The 26,190-nt window shown below is 43.1% G+C and carries 26 protein-coding genes; 16 read left to right on the top strand and 10 right to left on the bottom strand.

Annotated features, from left to right (window positions below; all coding sequences use genetic code 11):
• Nucleotides 1-72: 72 nt before the first annotated feature.
• From HNR41_RS06910 to HNR41_RS06900, 3 genes are all read left to right on the top strand, one after another.
• The gene (locus HNR41_RS06910) at nt 73-1,386 is read left to right on the top strand and encodes a Na+/H+ antiporter family protein (protein ID WP_184283081.1); all 1,314 of its coding nucleotides are present in this window, start codon (nt 73-75) and stop codon (nt 1,384-1,386) included.
• A gap of 210 nt (nt 1,387-1,596) precedes the next feature.
• Complete coding sequence (locus HNR41_RS06905; protein WP_184283079.1) at nt 1,597-1,779, top strand: hypothetical protein; 183 nt, start codon at nt 1,597-1,599, stop codon at nt 1,777-1,779.
• A 73-nt stretch (nt 1,780-1,852) separates the two neighbouring features.
• Nucleotides 1,853-2,647: an N-acetylglucosaminidase gene (locus tag HNR41_RS06900; RefSeq protein ID WP_184283077.1), complete on the top strand. Its 795-nt coding sequence runs from the start codon at nt 1,853-1,855 to the stop codon at nt 2,645-2,647.
• A 106-nt stretch (nt 2,648-2,753) separates the two neighbouring features.
• Here HNR41_RS06900 and fdhD read toward each other — a convergent pair whose 3' ends face one another.
• Nucleotides 2,754-3,557 (bottom strand): formate dehydrogenase accessory sulfurtransferase FdhD, encoded by an 804-nt coding sequence (gene fdhD / locus HNR41_RS06895; RefSeq protein ID WP_184283075.1) that lies wholly within the window; start codon nt 3,555-3,557, stop codon nt 2,754-2,756.
• A gap of 116 nt (nt 3,558-3,673) precedes the next feature.
• On the opposite strand from fdhD, the gene HNR41_RS06890 reads away from it, so the two are divergent.
• The 4 genes from HNR41_RS06890 to HNR41_RS06875 all read left to right on the top strand — a co-directional run bounded on the left by HNR41_RS06890 (nt 3,674) and on the right by HNR41_RS06875 (nt 10,282).
• Entirely contained in the window at nt 3,674-4,936 is a 1,263-nt protein-coding gene (locus HNR41_RS06890) for an L-lactate MFS transporter (protein ID WP_184283073.1), read from the top strand.
• A gap of 39 nt (nt 4,937-4,975) precedes the next feature.
• Nucleotides 4,976-7,333 carry an FdhF/YdeP family oxidoreductase gene (locus HNR41_RS06885; protein WP_184283071.1) on the top strand — a complete coding sequence of 786 codons (2,358 nt, stop codon included), beginning with the start codon at nt 4,976-4,978 and terminating at the stop codon, nt 7,331-7,333.
• A gap of 116 nt (nt 7,334-7,449) precedes the next feature.
• Entirely contained in the window at nt 7,450-8,796 is a 1,347-nt protein-coding gene (locus HNR41_RS06880) for a sodium-dependent transporter (RefSeq protein ID WP_184283069.1), read from the top strand.
• Between the two features lie 148 nt (nt 8,797-8,944).
• Entirely contained in the window at nt 8,945-10,282 is a 1,338-nt protein-coding gene (locus HNR41_RS06875) for a glutamine synthetase family protein (protein WP_184283067.1), read from the top strand.
• Between the two features lie 44 nt (nt 10,283-10,326).
• Here HNR41_RS06875 and HNR41_RS06870 read toward each other — a convergent pair whose 3' ends face one another.
• Complete coding sequence (locus HNR41_RS06870; protein ID WP_184283065.1) at nt 10,327-11,994, bottom strand: Na/Pi cotransporter family protein; 1,668 nt, start codon at nt 11,992-11,994, stop codon at nt 10,327-10,329.
• 228 nt (nt 11,995-12,222) lie between these two features.
• Between HNR41_RS06870 and HNR41_RS06865 the strand changes: the two genes are divergently transcribed.
• Nucleotides 12,223-13,335: an HAD family hydrolase gene (locus HNR41_RS06865; protein WP_184283062.1), complete on the top strand. Its 1,113-nt coding sequence runs from the start codon at nt 12,223-12,225 to the stop codon at nt 13,333-13,335.
• A gap of 73 nt (nt 13,336-13,408) precedes the next feature.
• On the opposite strand, the gene serA is transcribed toward HNR41_RS06865, so the two are convergent.
• From serA to HNR41_RS06845, 4 genes are all read right to left on the bottom strand, one after another.
• Nucleotides 13,409-15,004, bottom strand: a complete 1,596-nt coding sequence (gene serA / locus HNR41_RS06860) for a phosphoglycerate dehydrogenase (RefSeq protein WP_184283060.1) — start codon at nt 15,002-15,004, stop codon at nt 13,409-13,411.
• Nucleotides 14,991-16,139 (bottom strand): pyridoxal-phosphate-dependent aminotransferase family protein, encoded by a 1,149-nt coding sequence (locus HNR41_RS06855; protein WP_184283058.1) that lies wholly within the window; start codon nt 16,137-16,139, stop codon nt 14,991-14,993. The genes serA and HNR41_RS06855 overlap by 14 nt, the downstream gene beginning before the upstream one ends.
• Nucleotides 16,140-16,198: 59 nt before the next feature.
• A complete protein-coding gene (locus HNR41_RS06850) occupies nt 16,199-17,251 on the bottom strand; it encodes an AAA family ATPase (RefSeq protein ID WP_184283056.1) in 1,053 nt (350 codons plus the stop codon).
• A gap of 70 nt (nt 17,252-17,321) precedes the next feature.
• Nucleotides 17,322-17,570 carry a hypothetical protein gene (locus tag HNR41_RS06845; RefSeq protein WP_184283054.1) on the bottom strand — a complete coding sequence of 83 codons (249 nt, stop codon included), beginning with the start codon at nt 17,568-17,570 and terminating at the stop codon, nt 17,322-17,324.
• A 65-nt stretch (nt 17,571-17,635) separates the two neighbouring features.
• Between HNR41_RS06845 and HNR41_RS06840 the strand changes: the two genes are divergently transcribed.
• On the top strand, nt 17,636-18,886 hold the full coding sequence (locus HNR41_RS06840; protein WP_184283052.1) for a lipid II:glycine glycyltransferase FemX: 1,251 nt from the start codon (nt 17,636-17,638) through the stop codon (nt 18,884-18,886).
• Between the two features lie 45 nt (nt 18,887-18,931).
• Here the strand turns inward: HNR41_RS06840 and HNR41_RS06835 are convergent, their stop codons facing one another.
• Genes HNR41_RS06835 through HNR41_RS06820 form a run of 4 tightly spaced genes read right to left on the bottom strand, consistent with a single transcriptional unit; the run spans nt 18,932 to nt 20,874 of the window.
• On the bottom strand, nt 18,932-19,207 hold the full coding sequence (locus tag HNR41_RS06835; RefSeq protein ID WP_035809734.1) for a hypothetical protein: 276 nt from the start codon (nt 19,205-19,207) through the stop codon (nt 18,932-18,934).
• 12 nt (nt 19,208-19,219) lie between these two features.
• Nucleotides 19,220-19,537: a membrane stabilizing protein MspA gene (mspA, locus tag HNR41_RS06830; RefSeq protein WP_184283050.1), complete on the bottom strand. Its 318-nt coding sequence runs from the start codon at nt 19,535-19,537 to the stop codon at nt 19,220-19,222.
• Complete coding sequence (locus HNR41_RS06825) at nt 19,534-20,688, bottom strand: MFS transporter (RefSeq protein WP_184283047.1); 1,155 nt, start codon at nt 20,686-20,688, stop codon at nt 19,534-19,536. Before HNR41_RS06825 ends, mspA begins: the two co-directional genes overlap by 4 nt.
• An 18-nt stretch (nt 20,689-20,706) precedes the next feature.
• Nucleotides 20,707-20,874, bottom strand: coding sequence for an SE1832 family protein (locus HNR41_RS06820; protein ID WP_184283045.1), 168 nt, complete (start codon nt 20,872-20,874; stop codon nt 20,707-20,709).
• Nucleotides 20,875-21,090: 216 nt separating this feature from the next.
• On the opposite strand from HNR41_RS06820, the gene HNR41_RS06815 reads away from it, so the two are divergent.
• The 7 genes from HNR41_RS06815 (at nt 21,091) to rplB (ending at nt 26,152) form a co-directional block, all read left to right on the top strand.
• Nucleotides 21,091-21,729: a YczE/YyaS/YitT family protein gene (locus HNR41_RS06815; RefSeq protein ID WP_184283043.1), complete on the top strand. Its 639-nt coding sequence runs from the start codon at nt 21,091-21,093 to the stop codon at nt 21,727-21,729.
• 23 nt (nt 21,730-21,752) lie between these two features.
• Nucleotides 21,753-23,084: an NCS2 family permease gene (locus HNR41_RS06810; RefSeq protein WP_184283041.1), complete on the top strand. Its 1,332-nt coding sequence runs from the start codon at nt 21,753-21,755 to the stop codon at nt 23,082-23,084.
• Between the two features lie 294 nt (nt 23,085-23,378).
• A complete protein-coding gene (rpsJ, locus tag HNR41_RS06805) occupies nt 23,379-23,687 on the top strand; it encodes a 30S ribosomal protein S10 (protein ID WP_026859110.1) in 309 nt (102 codons plus the stop codon).
• A gap of 22 nt (nt 23,688-23,709) precedes the next feature.
• Nucleotides 23,710-24,372, top strand: a complete 663-nt coding sequence (gene rplC / locus HNR41_RS06800; RefSeq protein ID WP_184283039.1) for a 50S ribosomal protein L3 — start codon at nt 23,710-23,712, stop codon at nt 24,370-24,372.
• 21 nt (nt 24,373-24,393) lie between these two features.
• Complete coding sequence (rplD, locus tag HNR41_RS06795) at nt 24,394-25,014, top strand: 50S ribosomal protein L4 (protein ID WP_184283037.1); 621 nt, start codon at nt 24,394-24,396, stop codon at nt 25,012-25,014.
• Nucleotides 25,014-25,286: a 50S ribosomal protein L23 gene (rplW, locus tag HNR41_RS06790; RefSeq protein WP_184283035.1), complete on the top strand. Its 273-nt coding sequence runs from the start codon at nt 25,014-25,016 to the stop codon at nt 25,284-25,286. Before rplD ends, rplW begins: the two co-directional genes overlap by 1 nt.
• Before the next feature lie 35 nt (nt 25,287-25,321).
• Nucleotides 25,322-26,152, top strand: a complete 831-nt coding sequence (gene rplB / locus HNR41_RS06785) for a 50S ribosomal protein L2 (protein ID WP_184283033.1) — start codon at nt 25,322-25,324, stop codon at nt 26,150-26,152.
• Nucleotides 26,153-26,190 lie beyond the last annotated feature (38 nt).

Raw genomic sequence — 26,190 nt, 5'->3', positions numbered from 1 at the left:
GAACGACAGTCAATGTCTAAATTGTCAAAAAACTTTAAAAGCAGTATATAAACGTATTTTGGAGGAAAAATAATGAACTCAGTTTTAATTGCGATACTCGTTATGGTCATTTTAAGTCTGTGCAGACTTAATGTTATACTGGCACTGTTTATCGGTGCACTGACCGGCGGACTTGTTTCCGGTATGGGTGTCGATGAAGTTATCAGTGTATTCACAGGAGGAATCGTCAACGGTGCTGAAATTGCGCTCAGCTATGCGCTCCTCGGAGGATTCGCCGCACTCATTGCATACAGCGGTATTACCGACGTTATGGTAGATAAGATTTTAAGTGTTCTGAATGCCAGTAAAACAACGAAGGCACGAGTGATTGCGAAGGTTTCTTTAATCGTAACGCTGCTCGTTATTTCTATGATCAGTCAGAACTTAATTCCAGTGCATATTGCGTTTATTCCGATACTTATTCCGCCGCTGATCAGTTTATTTAACGAACTGCAGCTGGACCGCAGGCTGCTTGCAGTCGTCATGACTTTCGGTCTGACATTCACTTATGCGGTGCTGCCGTTTGGTTACGGACAAATATTTCAGAATACAATCGTGACGAGCTTTGCGAACGCAGGCACAACGATTGAATTTGGAGATGTCGCACCCAGCATGATTATTCCGGCACTCGGTTTCGTTGCCGGTTTAATTCTCGCATTTTTCTTCTATAGAAGACCGCGGAAATATTTAGATAAAGAAAGCGAAATGTCGGCTGAAAAAATGACGGTCAGCACGAAAACATTAGTTACAGCAACAATAGCAATTATCGTGACATTTACAGTGCAGTTCTTTACCGACTCAATGATTTTTGGTGCCCTAGGCGGTATTATGGTCTTCTTCCTGTCATTGCAGTTTAAGTGGGCGGATCTTGATCGTGAGCTGGTCAACGGTATTAAAATCATGGCGTATATCGGTATGGTAATGCTCGCGGCAAACGGCTTTGCCGGCGTGATTACAGAAACTGAGGATGTTCTTCCGCTGGTGAACAGTATTTCAGATACGCTTGGTAATAATAAGGCGTTTATCGTTATGGGAATGCTCCTTGTCGGCTTGGTCGTAACGATGGGAATCGGTTCATCATTCGCAACACTGCCGATTATCGCAGCGATCTTTGTACCGATGGGCACAGAGCTCGGTCTGTCGATATCTGCAATTATTGCGATTGTCGGAACTGCCGGCGTACTTGGTGATGCGGGGTCTCCGGCATCAGATTCTACGCTCGGTCCGACTGCGGGATTAAATGTCGATGGTCAGCACGATCACATCTGGGATACCTGTGTACCGACGTTTATCTTCCTGAACATACCTGTTCTGATTACAGGATTTATTGCAGGTATGATATTATAAACTTATATAATGTAATAAAATGATGAAAATACTAATGCCAACTTGAAAAGTTGCGTATAATGTAGTTTAATTAATCTACTAAGTAAAAAAATTCACTAATTAGCAGCGAATTTGTCTGGAGCTTCATATTTAATCATTTAACGAATTTATCTGCGAAAGATGAATTGTGTAAGCTCTCGATAATTTATTACATTTGAACCAGGTGATTGTATGGAGACAGATTTAAACATTCTAAAAGGCAATTTAACTGCATATCAAATCAGTGAAGCAATTGGTATTTCTTTCGACGAAGCAACGGATTTGCTGGAACAGCGGATTACTGTGGAATCACTGGATGAAGAAATCCAGGCAAAATTGAAACAATTAGAAGCAGTTCTATTTGACCAGCGGTAAAACAGCGTTAATATAGTAAACATAAATATGAGACTGACATCGTCAGTCTCATTTATTTTTTTGGAGGGTGCCCATGGAAAAGATAAAAGAAAATATTCCCTTTATACTGCTGATTATTGTAATGGCATTATTTACGCTGGCATTCTTCGTTTCAGAAACATCATTTTTTAAAACGGAGGAGATTTCTACGTATACTTTTGAAGAAGCTGTCAGCATGCAGGTCAATAATAATACAGGTGACGTGAAGCTTGCGGGCAATGTGACAGAATACGCAGACGAAAATGATATTAAAGAAGCGATGACGATGGAAAGCAGCAATAACTTTCAATTTTTACCGCTGGACTCACAGTCGGATGCCGGTGAAGATGAACTGAATAAACTGCTTGATGGTAAAGGAATATTGGAAGGCACGGGCGCTGCTTTTATCGAGGCGGAACAAAAACATAATATAAATGCACTGTATCTGATCAGCCATGCGCTGCTTGAAACGGGGCACGGACAATCGGAACTCGCTTCCGGTATAGAAGTTGAAGGTACAACATATTATAACTTTTTCGGAATCGGTGCATTTGACCATGATGCGATTGCCGAAGGCTCAAGCTACGCACAAGAAGCCGACTGGTCAACACCTGACGCGGCAATTACCGGCGGGGCGGAATTTATCCGCACGAACTATCTGGATAACGGGCAAAACACATTATATCGTATGAGGTGGAATCCGGAGAACCCGGGGACTCATCTTTATGCAACGGATATAGAATGGGCAGAGAAAATCGCCAGCATTATGAACAGTTACTACAATTCATTAGGGCTGGAATACGATGAGCTGGAAACTGAGAATTATAATAATGATAAACAGCCGGATTAAAGAAACGCACCTTTCTCCATTTTGGAGAGGGTGCGTTTATGTTTTTATTGTGTGAAGCTTGTTATGGAGTACGACGTAGTCCCCGAACAACGGAAATTAATCCAATTTATTGACTTTCCAGTTCGTCCGCTCCAATAATACGCCATGGATGGCTGTAAATATTAAATGAACTGCCGCGGATAAACCCTGCAGCTGTAATGTTTAAGTCATGGGCGAGCTTAATCGCGAGGTCAGTCGGTGCGGATTTGCTCAGCACGATGCCGACGCCAATTTTCGATGCTTTTGTCAGTACCTCAGACGAGATGCGTCCACTGAATACGATAACTTTATCTTTAACTGAAATGTTGTTCTGCAGACAGTGTCCATAAAGTTTATCAAGTGCGTTATGGCGTCCGATATCGCCTTTATGCACGATAGTGCCGTCAGGTGATGCGATGCTCGCATTATGGATGCCGCCGGTGTCTTTAAATATCGTACTTTCTTCCTGCATTTCCTTCATCAGACTGATGCACTGCTCAGGTGTCAGTTTAGTATCCGACAATGAATACTTCGAAGTTTCAACGTCTGCCTGGAAGTAGAACTGACGGCTTTTACCGCAGCATGAGCCGAGTACGCGTTTTGAGAACGAGCCGTAGTCTTTTGGAAGTTCACGTGAAACTTTGACGTGGCAGAATCCGCCGCGTTCGTCGATATTCATCGATTCAATTTCCTTAAATGAGCGCAGTGCACCTTCCGATGCTAAAAACCCGATAACGAGTTCCTCCAGGTCATCGGGTGAACAGACCAACGTTGCAAATTCTACATCATTTAAATATATAGTCAGTGGAAATTCCTCAGCGATTATATCATCGGTCTCGATGAATTTTCCGTCCGTATAGCGGCGGATAGTATTTTTAGTAACGATTTCCATAGTAAAAACTCTCCTACTCCGAATCTTATTGTAAAGGCTTCTTTTTCTTTATATAATCACATTTAAGACGAGATTACAATTTTAGGAATTCCGTCAAAAATAATAGGGGGATTTACATGCAAACAAAGAAAAATCGCTGGCTGATTGCTCTTGCAGGGGTGGGCATACATATTTCAATCGGCTCAGTTTACGCATGGAGTGTATTTACGACGCCGCTTCAGGAATCTATCGGATGGACATTGAGCCAGGTTTCAATTACGTTTAGTATTGCTATTTTATTTTTAGGACTGTCTGCAGCATTTATGGGACATTTCGTGGAGGCGAAAGGGCCGAGGATGTCGGGACTGGTATCCACAGTATTTTTTGCTGCAGGTATGATTACAGCGGGATTCGGTATACAGCTTGAAATGCTGTGGCTCCTGTATGTCGGTTACGGAGTGCTCGGGGGAATCGGGCTCGGTATAGGGTACATAACTCCGGTTTCTACATTAGTTAAATGGTTCCCGGACAGACGCGGAATGGCGACAGGTCTTGCAATTATGGGGTTTGGTTTTGCCGCGATGATCGCAAGTCCGGTAATGCGCATGCTGATTGAGTCTGTTGGAATTCCTAACACATTTTTTATTCTCGGCGCCATTTACTTTATGGTAATGCTTGTGTCGAGTTTATATCTCGAAAGACCGCCTGAAGGGTATCATCCTAAAGGTGTGATGATCGATGAAAGCACTGAAGCTGTGTCGAAAGATCTGGCACAGCTGACAGCCAATGAGGCAATTAAGACGAAACGTTTTTATTTCTTGTGGCTGATGCTCTTTATCAACGTGACATGCGGTATTGCAATTCTTGCAGTCGCAAGTCCGATGGGTGTTGAAATTGCCGGATTATCTGCAGGTGCAGCAGCATTCATGGTAGGAATTATGGGCGTATTTAACGGAGCCGGACGTCTGGTCTGGGCATCTATTTCAGATTACATCGGCAGAACAAATCTTTATACGCTGTTCTTCGTATTACAGATTGGAATCTTTGCGGTACTGCCGTTCACGACGAACGCACTGCTTTTCCAATTACTGCTGTTCGTTATGATTTCATGCTACGGCGGTGGTTTTTCGGCAATTCCTGCATACATCGGGGACATCTTCGGAACGAAGCAGCTTGGTGCCATTCACGGATATATTTTAACAGCATGGGCAGCAGCAGGTCTCGCAGGTCCGTTTATCGTTGCCAAAATTTACGAAGCGACACAAAGCTATGCATGGTCGCTGTACATTTTTGCGGGGCTGTTCGTTATCGCACTGGTAATTTCAGTATTTATCCGACTGGATATTAGAAAACTTCAGCAGAAAAATGAGCTGGATTCTGTCAGCGCTTCCGCGAAATAGTGTACAATAGAGTTATTATTATATAGAGGGAGTGTCTACATGGGTAAAACTCTTCATCCGGGTCCAATTAATAAGACTAAAAAGTGGGATCCGAAATTGTGGGTAAGTCCTGTGCCATTCGGTTTAACAAAAGTAAAACCTCATCACATGAGAGATACTGCTAAAATCGTCTGGAAAAACAGAGACAATTTAAATTACGCAAAAAACATTATATTAAAAGGTGTTTGTGACGGCTGTGCGCTTGGTGTATCAGGCCTCCAGGACCAGACTTTAAACGGTCCGCATATGTGTACAACACGTTTTAACGTACTGAGATTAAATACAGCACCTCCGATTAAACCGGAAATTTTACATCAGGATATTGATGAATTACGCAAGATGGACAGCACTGAGCTGCGCGAACTTGGCCGTATTCCGTATCCGATGATCCGCCGTAAAGGCGATCGCAAATTCATCAGAGTATCGTGGGACGAAGCAATGAATACGATTGCGGACAAGATGAAAGTTCTTGATCCGAAACAGTATGCATTCTACTTAACAAGCCGCGGTATTACGAATGAATCTTATTATGTTGCAGCGAAAGTTGCACGTTACCTTGAAACAAACCATATCGATAACGCATCACGTATCTGTCACTCGCCGAGTAAATCAGCGATGAAACGCTCAGTGGGTGTAGGGGCTTCAACTTGTAATTACCAGGACTGGCTAGGCACAGATGTATTGGTATTCTGGGGAAGTGTTGCCTCAAACGCATCACCGGTTTCTACTAAATACATGATGGAAGCTAAAAAACGCGGTACGAAGATTATCGTTATTAACCCTTACAGAGAACCTGCAATGGAAAACTACTGGGTACCTTCAGTAGTTGAGTCAGCACTTTTCGGTACTGAACTTGCAGACGAATTCTACGAAGTAAACATCGGCGGCGACATTGCGTTAATGCACGGTGTAATGAAGCACTGGTTCGATCTTGAAGAGCAGAATGAAGGTGCTGCAATTAACCATGAGTTCGTTAACGAACATGTTAACCACTACGAAGACCTTAAAGAAAACGTTCAATCTCAGAGCTGGGAAGAAATCGTGCAGTCTTCGGGTATCGATAAAGAACGTATTATTGAATTATCAAACAGCCTTGCTGAAGCGAAGACAGGCGTTATGGTCTGGGCTCTCGGTTTAACAATGCACAAACACGCAACAGACAACATTTCACAAGTATCCAACCTCGCGTTACTGCGCGGCTGGTTAGGCGGTAAGAACAAAGGACTTATGCCATTACGCGGACACTCTTCAGTACAGGGTTCAGGCGAAATGGGTGCAGATCCGTTTTCACTGCCGGGCGGAGATTACAACGACGAAAACCGTCCGCGTATCGAAGATCTTTGGAACTTCAAACTTCCGCAGTGGCCTGGAGATACTGTCGGTGTAACTATTGAGAACGCAATGCTGCCGGAAGACAATGAAAGAAAGCTTAAACTTTACTACATGTCCGGCGGTAACTTCCTTGAAACGATGCCGGATCCCGACTTCGTAAGAGATGCACTGCAAAATCTCGATATCCGTGTTCACCAGGATATTATTTTAAATACATCAACATTGCTTGATGCGAAAGAAACTGTCGTAGTGCTTCCCGCGAAAACTCGTTACGAGCAGGACGGCGGCGGACTTTCAACTTCTACAGAGAGAATGATTTACTTCTCACCTGAAATTGAAGGAAACCGCAATCGTATTGCCGAAGCACGCAGTGAGTGGCAGATTTATGTCGATCTTGCGAAACGTGTGAAACCTGAAGAGTCTCATTTAATCGATTTCCAGTCAGGACAGCAGATTCGCGACGAAATTGCGAAAGCTAACCCGCAGTACGACGGTGTTCAGCACCTGAAGAAAGCGGGCGACGTTTATCAGTACGGCGGAGCATGGTTATGTGAAGGCGGCGTATGTCCGACACCGGATGGCCGTGCCAACCTGATTACTATGGATATTCCGGACAACAATAAGAAGGCCGGAGAATTCAAACTTCTGATGAGACGCGGTAAGCAGTTCAACGCGATGATTTATGGAGATCAGGATGCATTCAACCAGATGGGCCGCTACGATGTGCTTGTAAGTGAGCAGGATGCACGCCGTGAAGGTCTTGAAGATGGTGAAGCGGTTGTTCTTTACAACAAGAACGGTGTATTCCAGGGCTTCGTTAAGTATGCAGCAATTAAAGACGGCAACATTGGTGTTCAGTTCCCTGAAGGTAACTTCCTTGTAGAGAAAGGTATTTACGAAAACTTCGTAGAAATGCCCGACTACGTTACTTCAGTCAAGATGGAAAAAGCTGACCACTTTAATGCAAATAAAGACCGTCAGTATTTAGAGAAATCTATTCCTGAGCTGGAAGATAACCCTAACTAAGAATCAGAATATTATAATGAAAAACCGGCAGAGTCCGCTCTTCCGGTTTTTTGTGTATAAAAATCCGCTTTAGTGTGGTAAACTACCAACATTGATGATTGAAAAGAGGTAATACTTTGTCCGAAAATAACTGGAATTCCAAATTAGGTTTTATCCTGGCTGCAGCAGGTTCTGCTATAGGCCTCGGAGCAGTATGGCGCTTTCCTTACATGACTGCTGAACACGGCGGCGGAGCTTTTCTATTCGTTTTCCTATTATTTACTATTCTTATAGGTTTGCCGCTTTTAATCAGTGAGTTTGTAATTGGACGTGCATCCGGACGAAATCCAATCGACGGTTTTGAATTCTTAAGCGGTAAGAAAAGCTTAAGACTATTCGGCTGGATTGGACACTTCGGAACAATGCTGCTCCTGTCATTTTACAGTGTAATCGGGGGATGGATATTAATTTATCTGCTGATTGCCCTTATGGATCTGTTTAATCTTTATACAGTGAATGATTATACGACAATGCTCGGGGATATTATTACAAACCCTGTATACGTTATTGCTGCCCAGGGTGTATTTATATTTATCACGGCATTTGTCGTTGCCCAGGGGATTCAAAAAGGACTGGAACGTGCATCTAAGATTATGATGCCGATGCTGTTCATTTTGTTCTTATTCATTATTATCCGCTCACTGTCACTGCCGAATTCATTTGAAGGGGTTAAGTACTTCCTGACACCTGATTTCAGCGAGCTCAGTGCAAACGGAATAATGTTCGCCCTCGGACAGTCGTTCTTTGCGCTGAGTGTCGGTATTACGCAGATGATGACTTACGCATCATACTTAAAACCGGATCAGAATCTGCCGAGATCAGCTGCGTATATTGTACTGATGAACATCGCAGTTTCTGTCATGGTCGGACTTGCGATTTTCCCGGCAATTGCTTCATTCGGCATGCAGAGTGTTGAAGGACCGGGACTTGTATTTATCGTCCTGCCTGAAATTTTTAACGCCATACCGTTTGGAATTGTGTTCTATCTGATGTTCCTGCTTGCATTCTTATTTGCAACGCTGACATCCGCATTCTCTATGATTGAAATTAACGTTGCCAACACGGTTAAAGGAAATCAGTCGAAACGTAAAAAAACAACTTACATTTATGCAATTATTATTTTTGCAATCGGTATTCCTTCCGCATTATCAGAAGGTGTACTGAACGACGTTCAATTCTTCGCGGGAACGATATTCGATAACGTGGACTTCCTCGTATCGAACATACTCCTTCCTGCCGGTGCATTGTTCTCATCTATTTTTGTCGGCTATATTTTAGATAAGCGTATTACGATGGAGCAGCTTAATGTTGAGAAAAACACCAGTTCATTTATGATATTTAAAGCGTGGATATTTATGCTCAGATTTATTCTGCCGGCAATTATTCTGTTCGTCTTTATTATGAATATCATTAGTGTCTTTTAAGCTTTAAAAGGTGGAGATCCAAGTAGCGGATCTCCACCTTTTTTAATTTTAAGAAAATTCCCGATTGCGTGTGAAATATGCGTGTGGTAATATTCTTACATGAGTTTTTCAGCATCAGTATTATAAATAAAGATTAAGGGCGTGGGTCATGGAAAGTTTAACCAGAGAAAAAATTATCAGTATTGCACAGGAACAGAACGTAAGGTTTATCCGTCTGCAGTTTTCGGATATTCTCGGCACGATTAAAAATGTGGAAGTCCCTTTCAGTCAGCTTGATAAAGCGCTCGACGGACAAATGATGTTTGACGGTTCTTCAATTGAAGGATTTACGCGCATTGAAGAATCGGATATGTATCTTGTTCCGGATTTAAACACGTGGACAGTCTTTCCATGGTCAACATCACGCGGCGACAAAGTGGCACGTCTGATTTGCGACGTTTACAAAATTGACGGTACACCATTTGAAGGAGACCCCAGAACGAACCTGAAAAATGTTCTGAAAGAAATGGAAGAGATGGGCTATACTTCTTTCAATCTTGGACCGGAGCCCGAATTCTTTCTGTTCAAACTGGATGAGCGGGGCAAACCGACTACTGTCTTAAATGACCAGGGCGGATATTTTGATTTGGCGCCGACTGATACAGGCGAAAACTGCCGACGGGAAATTGTTATTGAACTTGAAGACATGGGTTTTGATATTGAAGCATCACACCACGAAGTGGCTGAAGGACAGCATGAAATTGATTTTAAATATGCAGATGCAGTCACTGCATGCGACAGCATTCAGACATTTAAACTCATCGTGAAAACAGTTGCAAGAAAACATAATCTGCATGCAACATTTATGCCGAAACCGCTGTTTGGCATTAACGGCAACGGCATGCACTTTAACGTATCGCTCTTTAAAGGAAAAGAAAATGCATTCTTTGATGAGTCTGCAGAAGATGGCTTAAGTGAGGATATGAAATACTTTATGGCAGGTGTACTAAAACACGTCCGCGGCTTTACTGCGGTAACGAATCCGCTGGTGAACTCGTATAAGCGTCTGGTGCCGGGTTACGAAGCACCAAGTTACATCGCCTGGAGTAAAAAGAACCGCTCGCCATTGATGAGAATCCCTTCTTCACGCGGATTATCAACACGTGTGGAAGTTCGTTCTGTCGATCCATCAGCGAATCCGTATCTGGCACTGGCAGTCATTTTAAAAGCCGGGCTGGATGGCATTAAAAACAAGCTTGAGCTGCAGGAATCAATCGATTTAAACCTGTATGAACTGACGAGAGAAGAGCGTATTGCACACGGCGTGGAAGACCTGCCGTCGACATTGTATAACGCCTTAAAAGTACTGCGTGACAGTGAACTTTCAAAAGAAGCGCTTGGCAGCCACATTTTCAAAGCATTTTACGAACACAAAATGCTGGAGTGGGAAGACTACCGCGCAGCTGTTTCTGAGTGGGAACTTAATCACTACATGGATAAATATTAATACAAAAAAGCTCCGGGAATAATTTCCCGGAGCTTTTTATATTATCAGTCGTAAACAGTGAATTCATCACTGAAGTCATCTGATGATGCATTATTTAAGTTTGTCTCTGTAATGTTTCGTGCGTTATAGCCGATACGTTCCAGATTACTGATCAGTTCAACATAAAGTGAACCGCCGTCCGTTGAACATTCGCCTCTTGAAAGACGCTTAATGTGTTCTTTACGGAGTTTGTTTTCAATTCTGTGAGATTTCTGGCTGAGTCGGATAACCTGATCAAGCGCTTGAGGATTATAAACATCAAGTGTCTCAAGTGACATCGTGAACGATTCGTAGACGTGTCTGTACAGATCTTCCAGACCTTCTTTAGCTTCGTCTGACAATTGAATGTTGTTTTCGTACTTGTGGTGATACTGATCAGCAAGGTTTTTAGCCTGTGAGCTTACTTTAAGAAGTATACGGGATACTTCAAGCAGCGTGCTGACACGTTCAGTGTCATCTTGTGAAATTTCATGTTTCGATGCATCGAGCAGATATGCGCGGATGGCATCCTGAAGCGTAGCAGAAACATTCACTTTATCTTCGATCTGCTTGAAGAGTTTGGCATCCTGCTTATCGCTGTACTGACGTGCATCTTGTAATGTACTCAGAACAAGTTCGCCAAGGTTTTTAACTTCGTTCTGTGCACCCTGAATTGCAATTGAAGGTGACTGTTTTAATAAGAGCGGGTCTAAATGTTTCGGCGTGAAATCTTCAGAGAAATCACGGCCGGGGACAATTTTAACAACCAGCCATGCAAGCGCGCCGACGAACGGCAGATGAATCAGTGTGTTAATGATGTTATAAGAACCGTGTGCGAAAGCGATAGTCATCGGTTTATTCAGACTGAGAGCTTCTTCAAGGTAGCCGACATATACTATGAATAAAGGCATTAGTATCATAAATATTGTTGCACCAATGATGTTAAATGTAACGTGCACCAGTGCTGCACGTTTAGCGGCAATTGAACCGGCAAGCGCTGCTAATACCGCAGTAATCGTTGTACCGATATTGTCGCCGAGCAGAATCGGTAATGCTGCCTGCAGATCAACCATGCCGTTGGCATAGAAATTCTGAAGTATAGCGATAGTCGCACTCGAACTTTGCACAATAACTGTCAGGATAATACCGACGGCGAGTCCAAGGAATGAATTATCACTCATTACGAGCATCATATTTTGGAAATACTCTAAATCGGCAAGCGGTCCTACACCGTCACCCATTAATTCGAGACCGTAAAATAACGCCCCGAATCCGAAAAGAACTCTACCAACGTTAACAATCTGGTTGGCTTTGAAGAAGAACAGCATAAATGAACCTACAGCGAGAATCGGCAGAGAATACGCACCGATGTCCAGACCAATTATAAATGCTGTAACCGTAGTACCGATGTTGGCACCTAAAATAACACCGATTGCCTGTCTGAGTGACAGGAAACCTGCACTTACTAAACCGATAGTAATTGCAGTAGCGCCCGAGCTGCTCTGGATTAAAACTGTAACTAGAATACCGGCAATAACACCTCTGACAGGGTTGGATGTCATACGGTTTAAAATATCCCGTAAACGGTCGCCGGCAGCTGCCTGCAGGCCGTCACCCATCTGTTTAATACCGTACAGGAAGATACCAAGTCCTCCGACGAACATGAAGATAACTTCCATTGGACTAAGAGACATAAAGAGTCCTCCATATAATATTTAATTTACAAACTTTACTTTTCCTTAATCAACTAAGCAATAGATTTACAATCTATTATTTATCATATTACAAATTACCGCAATTTAAAACACATTATTCATTTATGGCGAAAAAGTTCAAGTTGCCTGAAAATTTGTATAAATACTCGACAAGATGAAAACGGTGTGAGAAACTGGCAATATATAAAAATTTACTGGAGTGTTCTCATGACAACGATTCTGTTTGATGTTGACGGTGTGTTCTTAAGTGAAGAGAGATGTTTTGATGTATCTGCACTGACAGTAGAGGAATTACTGTACAGTCCGCGTTATTTAAATCTGGATGGGCGCAAGTTCAGAACGGATTATACAAATGAAGAAATCAGTAGAATCCGCAGCACAATTTTTGCTGATGACCGCGTACTTAAACGTTTTAAAGAAGCAGGTTTGAATTCCAACTGGGATATGCTGTTTATCACGTTCGCGATATTGTACATAGACATACTGAAGCAGGAGAAATTAAACCTGGCTGATGTGGATGTGACGAACCTGAATGAAGTAGGGGATATGCTTGGTGAAGTAACAGTAAACCCGGAAGCGGTGCTTGAATTTATTTCCCGGGAAAGTTTCACTAAAGACGAAATCTACAGTGCATTAATCGAACACGCAGGAACACTTCAAAATCTGAAAGATCCTAATGTCTTCAGAATGTACGGGCCGATTTGGGAACAGGGTCACTATAAATATCAGGAATGGTATTTAGGCAGTGAACTTGTTGAAGCTGATACTGGCAGAGCGGCAGAAGAACTCGGGAAAACAGGATTTATTTACGATGAGGAATGGATTGTTGAAACATCGGCAATTAAAGAGATGCTTAACAGTCTGAAAGATAAAGGATATACGATAGGTGTAGCGACGGGCAGACCGAGACAGGAAACCCTCCTGCCGTTTGAAGAAGACGGACTGCTTGAGGAGTTCGATGAACGGCGTATTTCAACAGCGACTGAGGTTATGGATGCTGAAGGCCGCAGCAATGCCCGGCATGCGCTGACAAAACCTCACCCGTTCAGTTATTTATGGAGCCTGTATGTGCAAAATGATGCACTGTTTGATGCAGCGGTAAACGGCAGAAACGAAAGCAGTGAACAGATTTTTATCGTCGGGGATTCCGTAGCAGACTTTTACTGTGCGGATAAAATCGGAGCGACATTTATTGCGACGCTGACGGGACTGACGGGTGATGACATTATCAGTACGTTTGAGGAACTGGATGTGCCGGGAGAACAGATGCTGAAAGATGTGCTCGGAGTGCCGGAACTTGTAGAGCAGCTTATTAAATAGAATTTTAATATACACAAATAGAACCCGTACACTGACTCCTCGCCCGAGGAGCCCGTATACGGGTTCTTTATTTTTATCCAAGAGTAATCGTATGAACTTTATGGATGTTCATTACGTCTTTAATTTTCTCGTGTGTTGATTCATCAACCTGGTTGTCTAATGTGAAGAGAACCATTGCATCGCCCTCTTTAGACAGGCGCGCGAGCTGCATGGAAGCAATGTTCACTGAATCTTCGCCAAGCAGTGCACCAAGTTCTCCGATGATGCCCGGACGGTCAGTATGCTCGATAATGAGTATATTTTCTTCAGGTCTGAAGTCGATTGGATACTCATTGATTTTAACGAGACGTTCGCCGTATCCCGGAATCGTGGATGCGCCGAGTGTAACGTGCTCGTTTTCGTTGATCAGTTCGACTTCGAGATAGTTCGTATAGCCGTCAGCTTTTGCTTTCTTCTCAACTTTATAAGTGACATCGCGTTCATTTAAATAGTAAAGAGCATTGATAATATTTACTTCGTCACCAAAGTGCGGTTTCAGCATATTGGTAACAAACGTCCGCGTTAAGATGCTCGTATCGTCAACTGCGATATCGCCGTGGTATTTAATCTTAACTTCCTGCGGGGGATTTTGAAGAAGCTGAATACCGAACTGTCCCAAATGTTCCACGATAGACATATACGGTTTTAACTCTTCGGCAACAGAATCGCTGACACGCGGTGCGTTGACCGCATGAGTAATTTTGTTATCTTCGAAGTACTCGATAATTTCTTTCGCTACACTGACAGCAACTTTTTCCTGTGCTTCTGCTGTAGATGCACCAAGATGAGGTGTCACAACAGTGCGGCGGTGTGTCAGGAGAGCAGTGTTTTCCGGCGGCTCTGTAACGAACACGTCGAGTGCTGCACCTTTAACGATTCCTGCATCCAGTGCTTCGAGTAAGTCATCTTCATCGATAATACCGCCGCGTGCAACGTTGATCAGATAGACGCCTTCTTTTTTACATTTCTTAAAGAAATCAGCACCGACGATACCTTTCGTCTGTGGAGTAAGCGGTGTATGTACAGTAATGAAATCTGCTGCTGCTGCGACTTCATCCACTTCCATTTTAACGATTTCATTGTCGCGGGCCTTTTCGTCCGATAAGTAAGGATCGAATGCGACAATCTTCATGCCGAAGCTCTTGGCGCGGCGTGCAACACCGAAGCCGATTTTTCCTGCTCCGATAATACCGAGAGTTTTTCCGTAAAGCTCAACACCTTTATGAGCGCCGCGGTTCCATTCTCCGGCTGTCAGTTCTTTATATGCTTCCGGAATGTCGCGTGCCATTGTCAGCATCATCGCCATCGTATGCTCTGTCGCCGAAATAGTATTTCCTTCCGGTGCGTTGACGACGATAACACCGTGTTTTGTTGCGGCCTCGATATTGATATTATCGACACCGACACCTGCACGGGCAATCATCTTAAGTTTTTTTGCATGCTGGATAATACGTTCTGTAATTGTAGTCTGGCTGCGGACAATCACAGCATCGAAATCATGAATGATATCGATAATCTGAGATTCCGACAAACCTTCCTGGCGCGTAACGCTGAAGTTATCATTATCAATTATTGCCTGTATGCCATCCTGGCTGACAGGGTCGAGTACGATCACTTTATGCTTTGTCATATAAACTCTCCTGAGCGGCAGTTAAAGCCTTGCCGTAGTAATTTTTATTGCGCAGCTTGCTTAGAATGTCTTCCAGGGCACTTAAAATGGCCAGCATATCTTTCGGGAACATAAAGCCCATGTGGCCGATGCGGATAATCTTTCCTGCAAGATCCTTCTGGCCGCCTGCAACAGAGATGTGATAATCTTTTTCAAGCGTATTTTTAATATGCGCGATTTCCTCAGGTGTCGATGTGACTGCAGTTACTGTCGGTGATGCAGCATCTTCTTTAACAAACAGTTCAAGTTCAAGTGCCTCGATACCGCGACGGAGCATGTTCTGCATTTTTTTATGACGTGCAAATACTTCTTCAATTGTTTCTTCATGTATCATGTTTAAAACATCATCGAGACCCTGGTACAGAGTGACAGCAGGTGTCTGCGGTGTGTAATCCACTTCCAGTGATTTAAAGTACATTCTTAAATCGAGATAGTATCTTCTGTTTCCGAGGCTGTGTACTTTATTCAGCGCTCTGTCATTTACAGCGACGAATGCAAGTCCCGGAGGCAGCATGAGTGCTTTCTGACTGCCTGAAACGATGCAGTCAATGTTATCGCGTGTCATGTTCATATCGGCTCCGCCAAGAGCACTTACTGCATCGACGATAAATAGTGTTTCTTCATTATAGTTATGAACGACGTCTGCCAGTTCGGACAGCGGGTGAAGAACTGACGTTGAGGTTTCACATGCCTGGGTAAATACTGCGGTAACATTATCGAGCCCGTTAAGGTATTCCCCGAATGATTTTGGATCAGCAGCTTCTCCCCATGTCACAGCATAGACGTGAACATTCAGGTCGTAGCGTCCGGCAATATCCGCGAACTTTCCGCCGAATACTCCGCTGACGATTAAAACGACAGTATCACCGTCATCAACGAGGTTAACCATAGCAGATTCAAGAGCGCTGGTTCCGGATGAAGTCAGAACAGCAACAGGATTATCCGTGCCGAATAACGGCTGGAGTTTCTTCTGGATACCTGCCGACATTTCTTTGAAGCGGCTGGTTCTGTGACCGAAAATACCTTGGGACATAGCTTGATACGTGCGTCGGGCAACTGGTGTCGGTCCCGGTGTAAGCAGTAATTCTTCTTGCATAGCGATTCCTCCTGTATAAACGAATAGTAAATTACATTATAACAGAAATATCATTAAATTCAGTTATCTTTTCCTTCATCTAAAATTTCATCAATAAGCGCGTGGGCACGGTTGTAGTTATGCAGGTATGTATCATGTAAAAAGACTGCGTTCTTCATTAAATTATAGTATTCCAGCTGCTGAAGGAGCAGACTGTAAAACTCTTTATCGTAATCGGATGCATCGTCAGCCGGAGGCATAATCAGAATCAGGCTCCAGGACTGTAGATGTATATAATGTTCAAAGATTTGATTTACATATTCCCGGCCGTCGTGACTGGCCAGCATATTATGAATTTTTGAATAAAGCACATCAGTGTCTGCGAAAAAGACTTTGCGTGTTGCATTGGAATGAATATGGCGGCGGTTCAGCTCGAACTGACCGATACCGATTGCATGGTAATCTTTCGCATCGAGGTCAGGCGATTTCAGCTGGTGCTCCTCGAAATACTCTTCAGCATATTCAACAGAGTAACTCGTGGAATATCTGCGGGCCAGGTCTTCGATAAGCATCGACTTGCCGCTGTTCGGCGAACCGGTAACGAGTACGTTCTGTACGAAGAAGCGGCGGAACGGACGTGTGACATAATCCCAGTTTAAAATGGGCATCTCTCTTATTTCAGTGCCGCTGATACCGAGAATCTTTCTGTCGACCATCGTCATATGAATATCGATGTCCGGCCACTTCTCAGTAAAGTAGCTTTCAAGAGGTTCGAGATATTCATTTTCCCCCATATAAAACGTTGTACTTTTCACATCAAAATCCAGCGATTCTTTCGTCTGGCGCACAAGTCTTTCGAGCATTTCAAGCCACGGAGTCCAGCCTGCCGGATAACGCGGGATATCTGTTTCATTGAGTTCAAGAATCGAGACGTTGCTGTCGTTTCTCAGCAGCTGGCGCATTGCCCGGGCACGATGCTCCAGATTCATGCCGATTGAATCCCCGCGGTCACCGTCGTAACCGCTTATAATTACGACTGCATGTCTGTTTTCTCTTTTCGCTCTGACGATTTGCTCGAAATGACCGACGTGGCACGGAGCGAATGTACCGAAATATATTCCGAGATCTCTCATTTATATCTACTCCCATCACAGATAGTTTAAAAAGAACTGTCTAAAGAAATATGCTACAATATTGTAGAAATTAAATGTAAACTAACAAGATGGCAATGAAGTGGGCAAGGCCGGTTACAATTGTCACCGCCGCTAATATTTTAGTGCTTTTCGTTGAACCGGAAATTAGGAATAATACAGACAGAATGATTGAGATTGCCATGAAAATAATTCTTGTACTGAGCAGGGCAATAAGATCGTCATGCTGGTAGGCTGTTGAAATATTTATTACGTTGTAAATGTTAAATGCTGCAAATAAAATTAATATAATCTGTTTCATTTTTGCACGCTCCCTTTGGGGATTTATTATATCAGAAATAATAAAGAAATGATTGGTGAGAAACTATGGTTGAATTACTGAATATTACAGATAAAATGCACGATGAATTCGTAATGTCGCATCCATCGGGAGATCTGCTGCAGCTCTCGTCGTGGGCAGGTTCAAAAGAACTGACGGGATGGTACTGGAGACGCATTGCTGTCGGACGTGATGGCAAGGTCGAAGGAACTGCAATGCTGCTGTTTAAAAAAGTGCCGAAAACATTTTTTACGATGTGTTATGCATCGCGCGGTTTCGTCTGCGATTACGAGGACAGAGAAGTCGTGGAAGCACTTCTTAATGAAACGAAGAAAATAGCGGCGGATGAAAAGTCGTATACGATTAAAATCGATCCGGATATTCCTGCTGAAGGCAATGAGAAAACAATCGAATATCTTAAGTCGTTAGGCTTTAGGCATCACGGTCTGACAGACGGTATGAGTAAAGACGTAATTCAGCCGCGTACGACGATGGTGACGGATGTCAGTGTTGATGATAAAGCACTTCTTCAAAGCTTTGAAAGAAACAACCGTACGAAAGTCCGCAACTCTCTCCGTGCAGGTACAACAGTTTACAAAGCAGGACGCGAAGAGCTGCCGGATTTTGTTAAGCTTATGAAAGAAACGGGAGAACGCGACGGCTTCCTGACGAGAGATATTACTTACTTTGAATCGCTCTACGATAACCTGAACCCGGAAGGGCATATGGAACTGTTCATGGTCAAACTGATACCTGAGGAAGCTGCTGCATCTTTAGAGAGCGATATAGAAAAAATAAATGAAGATATCCGTAAAGCGGAAAAGATTAAAGATGAAAAGAAAAAACAGAACCAGTTCGACAACTTAAACAATCGTATGGTGAAAGTACGGGCGCAGCTCGAGAATATGAACGAAATTAAGCGAACTCATCCTGACGGTGTACTTTTATCGGGTGCGTTATACGCACAGTCCGGTCATAAGTCATATTATTTATACGGTGCATCATCAAATGATTTCAGGGAATTTCTGCCGAACCACCATATGCAGTGGCATATGATGCAATATGCACGTGAGCACGGTGCAGAGTCATATGATTTTGGCGGTGTGTCGGTAGATCCGGATAAAGAACATGAACATTTTGGCTTATGGCAGTTTAAGAAAGTATGGGGGACGGAAGTGTCCGATAAAATCGGTGAGTTTGATTACGTTACAAACCGTCCGCTATACACGATGGCGGAAGTTATGTTCCCTCTGTTTCAAAAGAGTAAGATGAAACTGAATAAAATTATTAAAAGATAACAGCATTAAAAAGCCATCCGGATCAACCGGATGGCTTTTTAATGCTTATAAATAATAAGGCTGCATAATTGCGATATACAATATGAACAGCACGGACGCACAGGAGACGATAATCAGTGCGAGTGAAAAATAAGAATGCATGTGACGGCTTTCATTTAAATGTGGTTCCGAGCGGAAAGCCCGGATACCCGTAATAATCGCCAGCGCTGCGAGAGTGAACCATATATAGATGTTGTAGAAGATAATGCCGTCGTTAATCGTATAGTTTATAAAGAACAATATCTGTATTAACATCAGCAATATTAAAATAACACGTCTCATGTCCACATCTCCTTACAGCGTGATCAGAAATATAATAAGTACAAGTGCCATTGTCAGCGTAAATGCGTGCACTAAAAATAAGTTGGCACGGTCGCCTTTTGATTCTTTGAAAGCAGTAATTTCAACTGACAGCACAATGCACAGTGCAAGAGCCAGCACGATAAACAGATCAGGACTTGTCAGTGACAAGCTGAATGTGATTGTCATCAGTAAAAATGCAGCACCGGAAATATAACGGGCCGCATCAAGAATACGTGACCGCATATTTAAAATAGTAGCAGCACTGATAACGATATAAATTAAAAGCATGAGGAGTGTTAATAATGTCATGCGACTCTCCCTCGTTTTCTGTAATATTGGAATATAAAGTGTGTCGACAGCACGGTCATCAGCGCACCGAAGTAAAACGGCAGCCCGGCAGATATTAGGAACAGCGCATTAAATATAAGCGGTCCGCATATTCTTCCGAGGCTGTCGAGAGAATATGTTGTTGCTGTAACGCGTCCCATATCGTGGGAAGCTGCTTCTTTTGTAATCTGTGATGTCATTAATGTTTTCGCAAGAGCGTTACCTGTCATCAGGAGGACGATACATATTCCCGCGTATACAAGTCCGGTCATAAACGGCAGCATGATAAATGCGACGACTGCCATAATCTGTCCGGCAACCATTGCTTTTTTCTCCTGGCCGTCTTTAAGTTTCCTTATATAGACTCCCTGAGTCAGCGCGTTAAATATTCCGCCGATGAAAAACAGTACACCCATTTCAGTCGGAGTAATATTAATGCGGTCCTGTCCAAGCAGCTGGAAAGTACTTTCCATTCCGCTCATGAAGAACATTACAAAAAACGTTCCAACCATTAGAATGCCGATCGGCTGTGTGAAGTAGTCGGCAGCAAGCGTAATTTTCTTCGGCGTCTGCGCTGTCGACTGACGGTAAGTTTCACTTACTTTGAAGAAACTGAAAATCAGCGCAGCTGTAATAACGATTGTCGTCATATAGTAAGCGAAGCTGAGTGAGATGCCTGCAAGTATTCCTCCGACACCCGGCCCGAAAATAAAACCGAGGCCGACACACATGCCGACAAGTCCCATATATTTCGTACGCTCTTCACGTGTTGTAATATCCGCGACCATACTTGTCGTTGCAGTATACAGTGCACCTGAAGCGGCACCTCCGATAATTCTGCTTATATACAATACAGTCAGATTATCTATAAACAGCCCGAATATTAAAAAGCTGAAAGCGAAGGTGGCGAGTCCCCCGAGGAGAAGCGGCCTTCTGCCGACTTTATCCGACAGCCGTCCGAAGAACGGCGCTGACAGAAAGCTTGCGAGTGAGTATACCGCAAGCAGCAGCCCCATATGTATCGTATTGACACCGAGCTGATTAACGAGTTCGGGAATGACCGGAATGATCATACTGAACCCGAAATATATTAAAAATTGAATGATCATAATTAGGGAAATCATTCTTTTCATTGTATACACGTCCTGAAATTACCTATTTTTTAGTTCCTGGCGTACTTCTTTAATCTGCTGTTCAAGCTCGTGAAGCCTGTCGGTCATTTTTGACGTTGGATGACCGGTGGACTCGATTTTTTCCAAATCACCCTGGAGGTGTACATATTCGTATTTTAATTCCTGTAATTTGCTTTCCAAATCCATTTTTACCACCACCTAAACTTAACTAATATCATATCATAAATGTGCTGTTTTAATTGTGAAGAGAAAGCAATAATTTTTAGACAAACAATAAAGCCTAAAAAAATGAAAATGTACGGATTTAGCGTAGATTTATGTGAAAATAAGTGTATAATATACTTGTATTTGAGATTAAAACCAACTGGTAAAGCTTTATACTTATTATATAGGAGTGATAGTGTGTCGCGTAGCTTTGTCAAACGCTGCCTGTTTTACTTCGTGGGTTTAATCATAATGTCAATCGGCGTTGCGATGCAGGTTAAAGGTTTTGTTATGGGGCTTGCCCCGTGGGATGTACTGCATTTCGGTCTGTGGCAGTCTGTCGGACTGACGTTCGGGAGCTGGGCGGTCATTCTCGGCATCGGTATTGTAATAGCCACTTCGCTTATGGTCAAAGCACTGCCTAAAGGCGGGGTATACGTTAACCTCTTAACCATCGGTGCATTTATCGACTTCTTTGTCTGGCTGCTGCCGGATGTCGAAAACTGGCCGGCACAGGCTGTCTATTTTACGATCGGTGTCTTCATCGCAGCATTCGGGTCCGCATTTTATATGACTCCGAATCTCGGCGCAGGTCCGAGAGATTCTTTAATGCTGGTTCTGGTTGTTAAGTTCAATTTAAGAATGGCAAGAGCGCGTTTCTTAATGGAACTTATAGTTACTGTGTTCGGGGTTATCCTCGGCGGGCCGGTGTTTATCGGTACGATATTAATAGTCCTGTTTTACGGCAGGATAATAGAGATGTTCTTTCCCTATACGAGAGAACTGCTCATCCGTTTTATCGGCTACAATGATCCGAAGATCATACAATTTAAATAATCATAATCTGATTGGAGCTAGTTATGAAAAAGTTTTTTGGATTCGATGAACTTGATACTAATTTTAAGAAAGAAATTATCGGCGGTCTGACGACATTTCTGTCGATGGCTTATATTCTTGCGGTTAACCCTTCGATTTTATCACTGCAGGGAGTAGAGGGTGTTCCCGACGAGATGAAGATGGATATCAATGCTGTCTTCGTTGCAACGTGTTTAGCTGCATTTGTCGGCTGTCTGTTTATGGGGATTATCGCGAAGTACCCGATTGCACTTGCGCCGGGTATGGGACTGAACGCATTCTTCGCTTTTACAGTAGTACTGACAATGGGTATTCCATGGCAGACTGCACTGACAGGCGTACTGTTCTCGGGTGTGATATTCGTAATTCTGACGCTTACAGGACTTCGTGAATACATAATTAATGCTATACCGATGGAGATGAAAATGGCGGTCAGCGCCGGTATCGGATTCTTCATTACATTCGTCGGACTTCAGTCTTCGGGAATTATTACAGGAGACGAAGCAACATTAATCAGTCTCGGCAACGTTCAGAGCGGCGGTGTGCTGCTGACATTTGCGGGACTTGTAATTACAGTAATATTAATGACTAAAAAAGTACCGGCTGCTATCTTTATCGGTATGATCGCTACAGCAGTAATCGGTATTCTGACAGGTATTGTACCGATGCCGTCGGCAATCGTCGGTTCGGTACCGAGCGTTGCACCGACATTCGGCGCAGCATTCGAAGGGCTGACAGATTTTGATACCATCTTTAATGTTCAGTTTCTGATTGTAGTACTGACATTCCTGTTTGTAGATTTCTTTGACACAGCAGGAACACTTGTAGGGGTAGCGTCACAGGCCAACCTTATTAAAGACAACAAACTCCCGCGCGCGGGTAAAGCGCTGCTTGCCGATGCCTTTGCGACGATTACAGGGGCAATCTTCGGAACATCTACGACAACATCGTATGTAGAGTCCACTGCGGGTGTAGCTGCGGGGGCAAGAAGCGGGTTTGCATCTGTCGTTACGGGTGTGTTATTCCTGGCTGCGATATTCTTCTCGCCGCTGATTGTTACATTTACATCGGAAGTCACAGCACCTGCACTTATAATAGTAGGAATTTTAATGGCCTCGAACTTATCGAAGATTACATGGGGCAGATTTGAAGTTGCAGTACCTGCATTTCTGACGGTGTTTATGATGCCGCTCACGTACAGTATCGCAACAGGTATTGCTGTCGGATTTATTTTCTATCCGATTACGATGATTATGGCGGGCAGAAGAAAAGAAATTAATCCTATGATGTATGGACTATTCATAGTGTTCATTTTATACTTCATTTTCATTAATTAATATTCAACATCGTGTATATATAGAAGAAAACGCAGGAAATTTAAAAAAGAGTGAAGAAATCTTTAGTAACCTATTGATTTCTTCACTCTTTTACTGTATCATATCTAACGTTGGACTTAAGCGGGCACAGTTGTGTCCTGTATACGTGAAGTGCTGTTCCTATGCACATCACACATCGATGACGCGAGAGGTTACTGACACACCCGGCCGCATTGCCATGGCAGATGTGACAAGAAAATTTTCGCCGAGATAGTCTACCATTAATAGGATGACGACCATAAGGAGGTATAAATAATGGCAAAGCAAAAAATCCGTATTCGCTTAAAAGCATACGACCACAGAGTGCTGGATCAATCAGCAGAAAAAATCGTTGAGACGGCAAAACGTTCAGGTGCAGATGTATCGGGACCAATTCCGTTACCGACTGAGAAAACTATTTACACAGTTATTCGTGCGGTGCACAAATACAAAGATTCACGTGAACAGTTTGAACAGCGTACACACAAACGTCTTATCGACATTTTAAACCCTACACCTAAAACAGTTGATGCTCTAATGGGCTTAAACTTACCATCAGGCGTAGACATCGAAATCAAGTTATAAATTATAGGAGGTGCGACTTTCGATGACCAAAGGAATCTTAGGTAGAAAAATTGGGATGACTCAAGTTTTCGGTGAAAACGGAGAATTAATCCCTGTAACAGTAGTTGAAGCTGCGGGTAACGTAGTAGTTCAGAAGAAAACAGAAGAAACAGACGGATATAACGCGATTCAAATCGGATTTGATGACAAGCGCGATTATAACGCAAAAGGCAGAAGTAACAAATATGCCAACAAAGCAGAGGCAGGCCATGCAAAAGCATCTGGTGCTGCTCCTAAGCGCTTCATACGCGAATTCAGAAACGTTAACACAGAGGAATTTGACGTAGGTCAAGAAGTCACTGTAGATACATTTGCTGCAGGAGATTTTGTAGACGTAACAGGAACTTCTAAAGGTAAAGGTTTCCAGGGTTCTATCAAGCGTCACAATTTCAGCCGCGGACCAATGACACACGGTTCACGTTACCACAGAGGTTCAGGTGCCATGGCTATGGCAGCGAGCCCGTCACGAGTTTTCAAAGGTAAAAAATTACCTGGACAAATGGGTGGGAAAACGATTACTATGCAGAACTTAGAAATCGTTCGTGTTGACGCAGACAAAAATGTTGTTCTTATTAAAGGGAACGTACCAGGACCTAAAAAAGGTTTTGTAAAAATTTCATCATCAATTAAAAAAGGTAACAAGTAATAAGGAAGGGAGGATAAACACATGGCAATCGATGTTTTATCAAAAGAAGGAACTAAAGTAAGTTCTATCGAATTAAACCAGGACATTTTCGGAATCGAACCGAACCAGCATGTACTATTTGAAGCGGTTCAATTACAGCGCGCGTCTCTTCGTCAAGGAAACCACGCAGTTAAGAACCGTTCAGCTGTACGCGGTGGAGGAAGAAAACCGTTCAAACAAAAAGGTACAGGTAATGCTCGTCAGGGTACAATCCGTGCACCACAGTTCCGTGGAGGCGGTGTCGTATTCGGACCAACTACAAGATCATACAGTTTCAGCATGCCGAAGAAAATGAGAAAGTTAGCACTTCGTTCAGCACTTTCAGCGAAAGTAAATGAAGAAGTACTACAAGTGATTGACCACCTTGAAATGGAAGCACCGAAAACTAAAGAGTTCTTAACAGTACTTGGAAATCTTGGTGCAGCTAAGAAAGTACTTCTTGTACTTGAAAATAAAGACGAAGTTGTTGAGAAATCAGCGCGTAACATCCCAGGTGTTACAGTGTTGACTCCGGCTGGTCTTAACGTACTAGATATCCTTTCTGCTAACCATGTGATCTTCACTGAGGGAGCAATCAAAAAAGCAGAGGAGGTACTTGTATAATGGATGCACGCGACATTATCAAGCGCCCAGTAATCACTGAGCGTTCTGCTGACTTAATGTCAGAAGACAAATACACATTTGATGTAGATGTGAGAGCGAACAAAACTCAAGTCAAACACGCAGTTGAAGAAATTTTCGACGTTAAAGTAGATAAAGTAAACATTATGAATGTTAAGCCTAAGAAAAAACGCATGGGTCGTTACGAAGGCTATACAAACAGAAGAAGAAAAGCGATTGTAAAACTTAAAGAAGGTTCAATCGAAATCTTCTAATTATAAAGAGATACCAATAAGGAGGTATAACGAGGATGGCAATTAAGAAATATAAGCCTACCACGAATGGTCGCCGTAATATGACCGGTTCGGATTTTGCTGAAATCACTTCATCAACTCCGGAACGTTCATTACTAGCGCCGCTGCCGAAAAAAGCGGGACGTAACAACCAGGGTAAAATCACTGTACGTCACCAAGCAGGTGGACATAAACGTCAATACAGAATTATTGACTTCAAACGTAATAAAGATGGGATTCCTGCAACAGTTAAAACTATTGAGTACGATCCAAACCGTTCAGCTAACATCGCGTTAGTATCATATGCAGATGGTGAGAAGAAATATATCTTAGCACCTAAAGGCATGACAGTTGGAACAGTAGTTATGAGTGGACCTGAAGCAGATATCAAAGTAGGGAACGCATTAACACTAAACGACATCCCGGTTGGTACTACAATCCACAACATCGAATTAAAACCAGGTGCCGGCGGACAGCTTTCACGTTCAGCAGGTACAAGCGCACAGTTATTAGGTAAAGAAGGTAAATACGCACTGGTAAGATTAGCTTCCGGTGAAGTACGTATGGTTCTTCTTACATGTAGAGCGACAATCGGTCAAGTTGGTAACGAGCAGCACGAACTTATCAACATTGGTAAAGCCGGACGTTCTAGATGGAAAGGTAAACGCCCTACTGTACGTGGTTCAGTAATGAACCCTAACGACCACCCACACGGTGGTGGTGAAGGTAAAGCTCCTATCGGACGTCCATCACCAGTTTCACCTTGGGGTAAACCAACTCTTGGGAAGAAAACTCGCAGAGGTAAAAACCGTTCAACTAAGTTCATAGTAAGAGGACGTAAGAAATAAGTAATGTGAGTGTGCGGATAAAATCCGCACGCATTATT

Source organism: Jeotgalicoccus coquinae (genome assembly GCF_014207425.1).
Classification (GTDB): Bacteria; Bacillota; Bacilli; order Staphylococcales; family Salinicoccaceae; genus Jeotgalicoccus; species Jeotgalicoccus coquinae.
The sequence above is the reverse complement of the archived record's forward strand: the minus strand, read 5'-3'. Positions and strand labels throughout refer to the sequence as shown.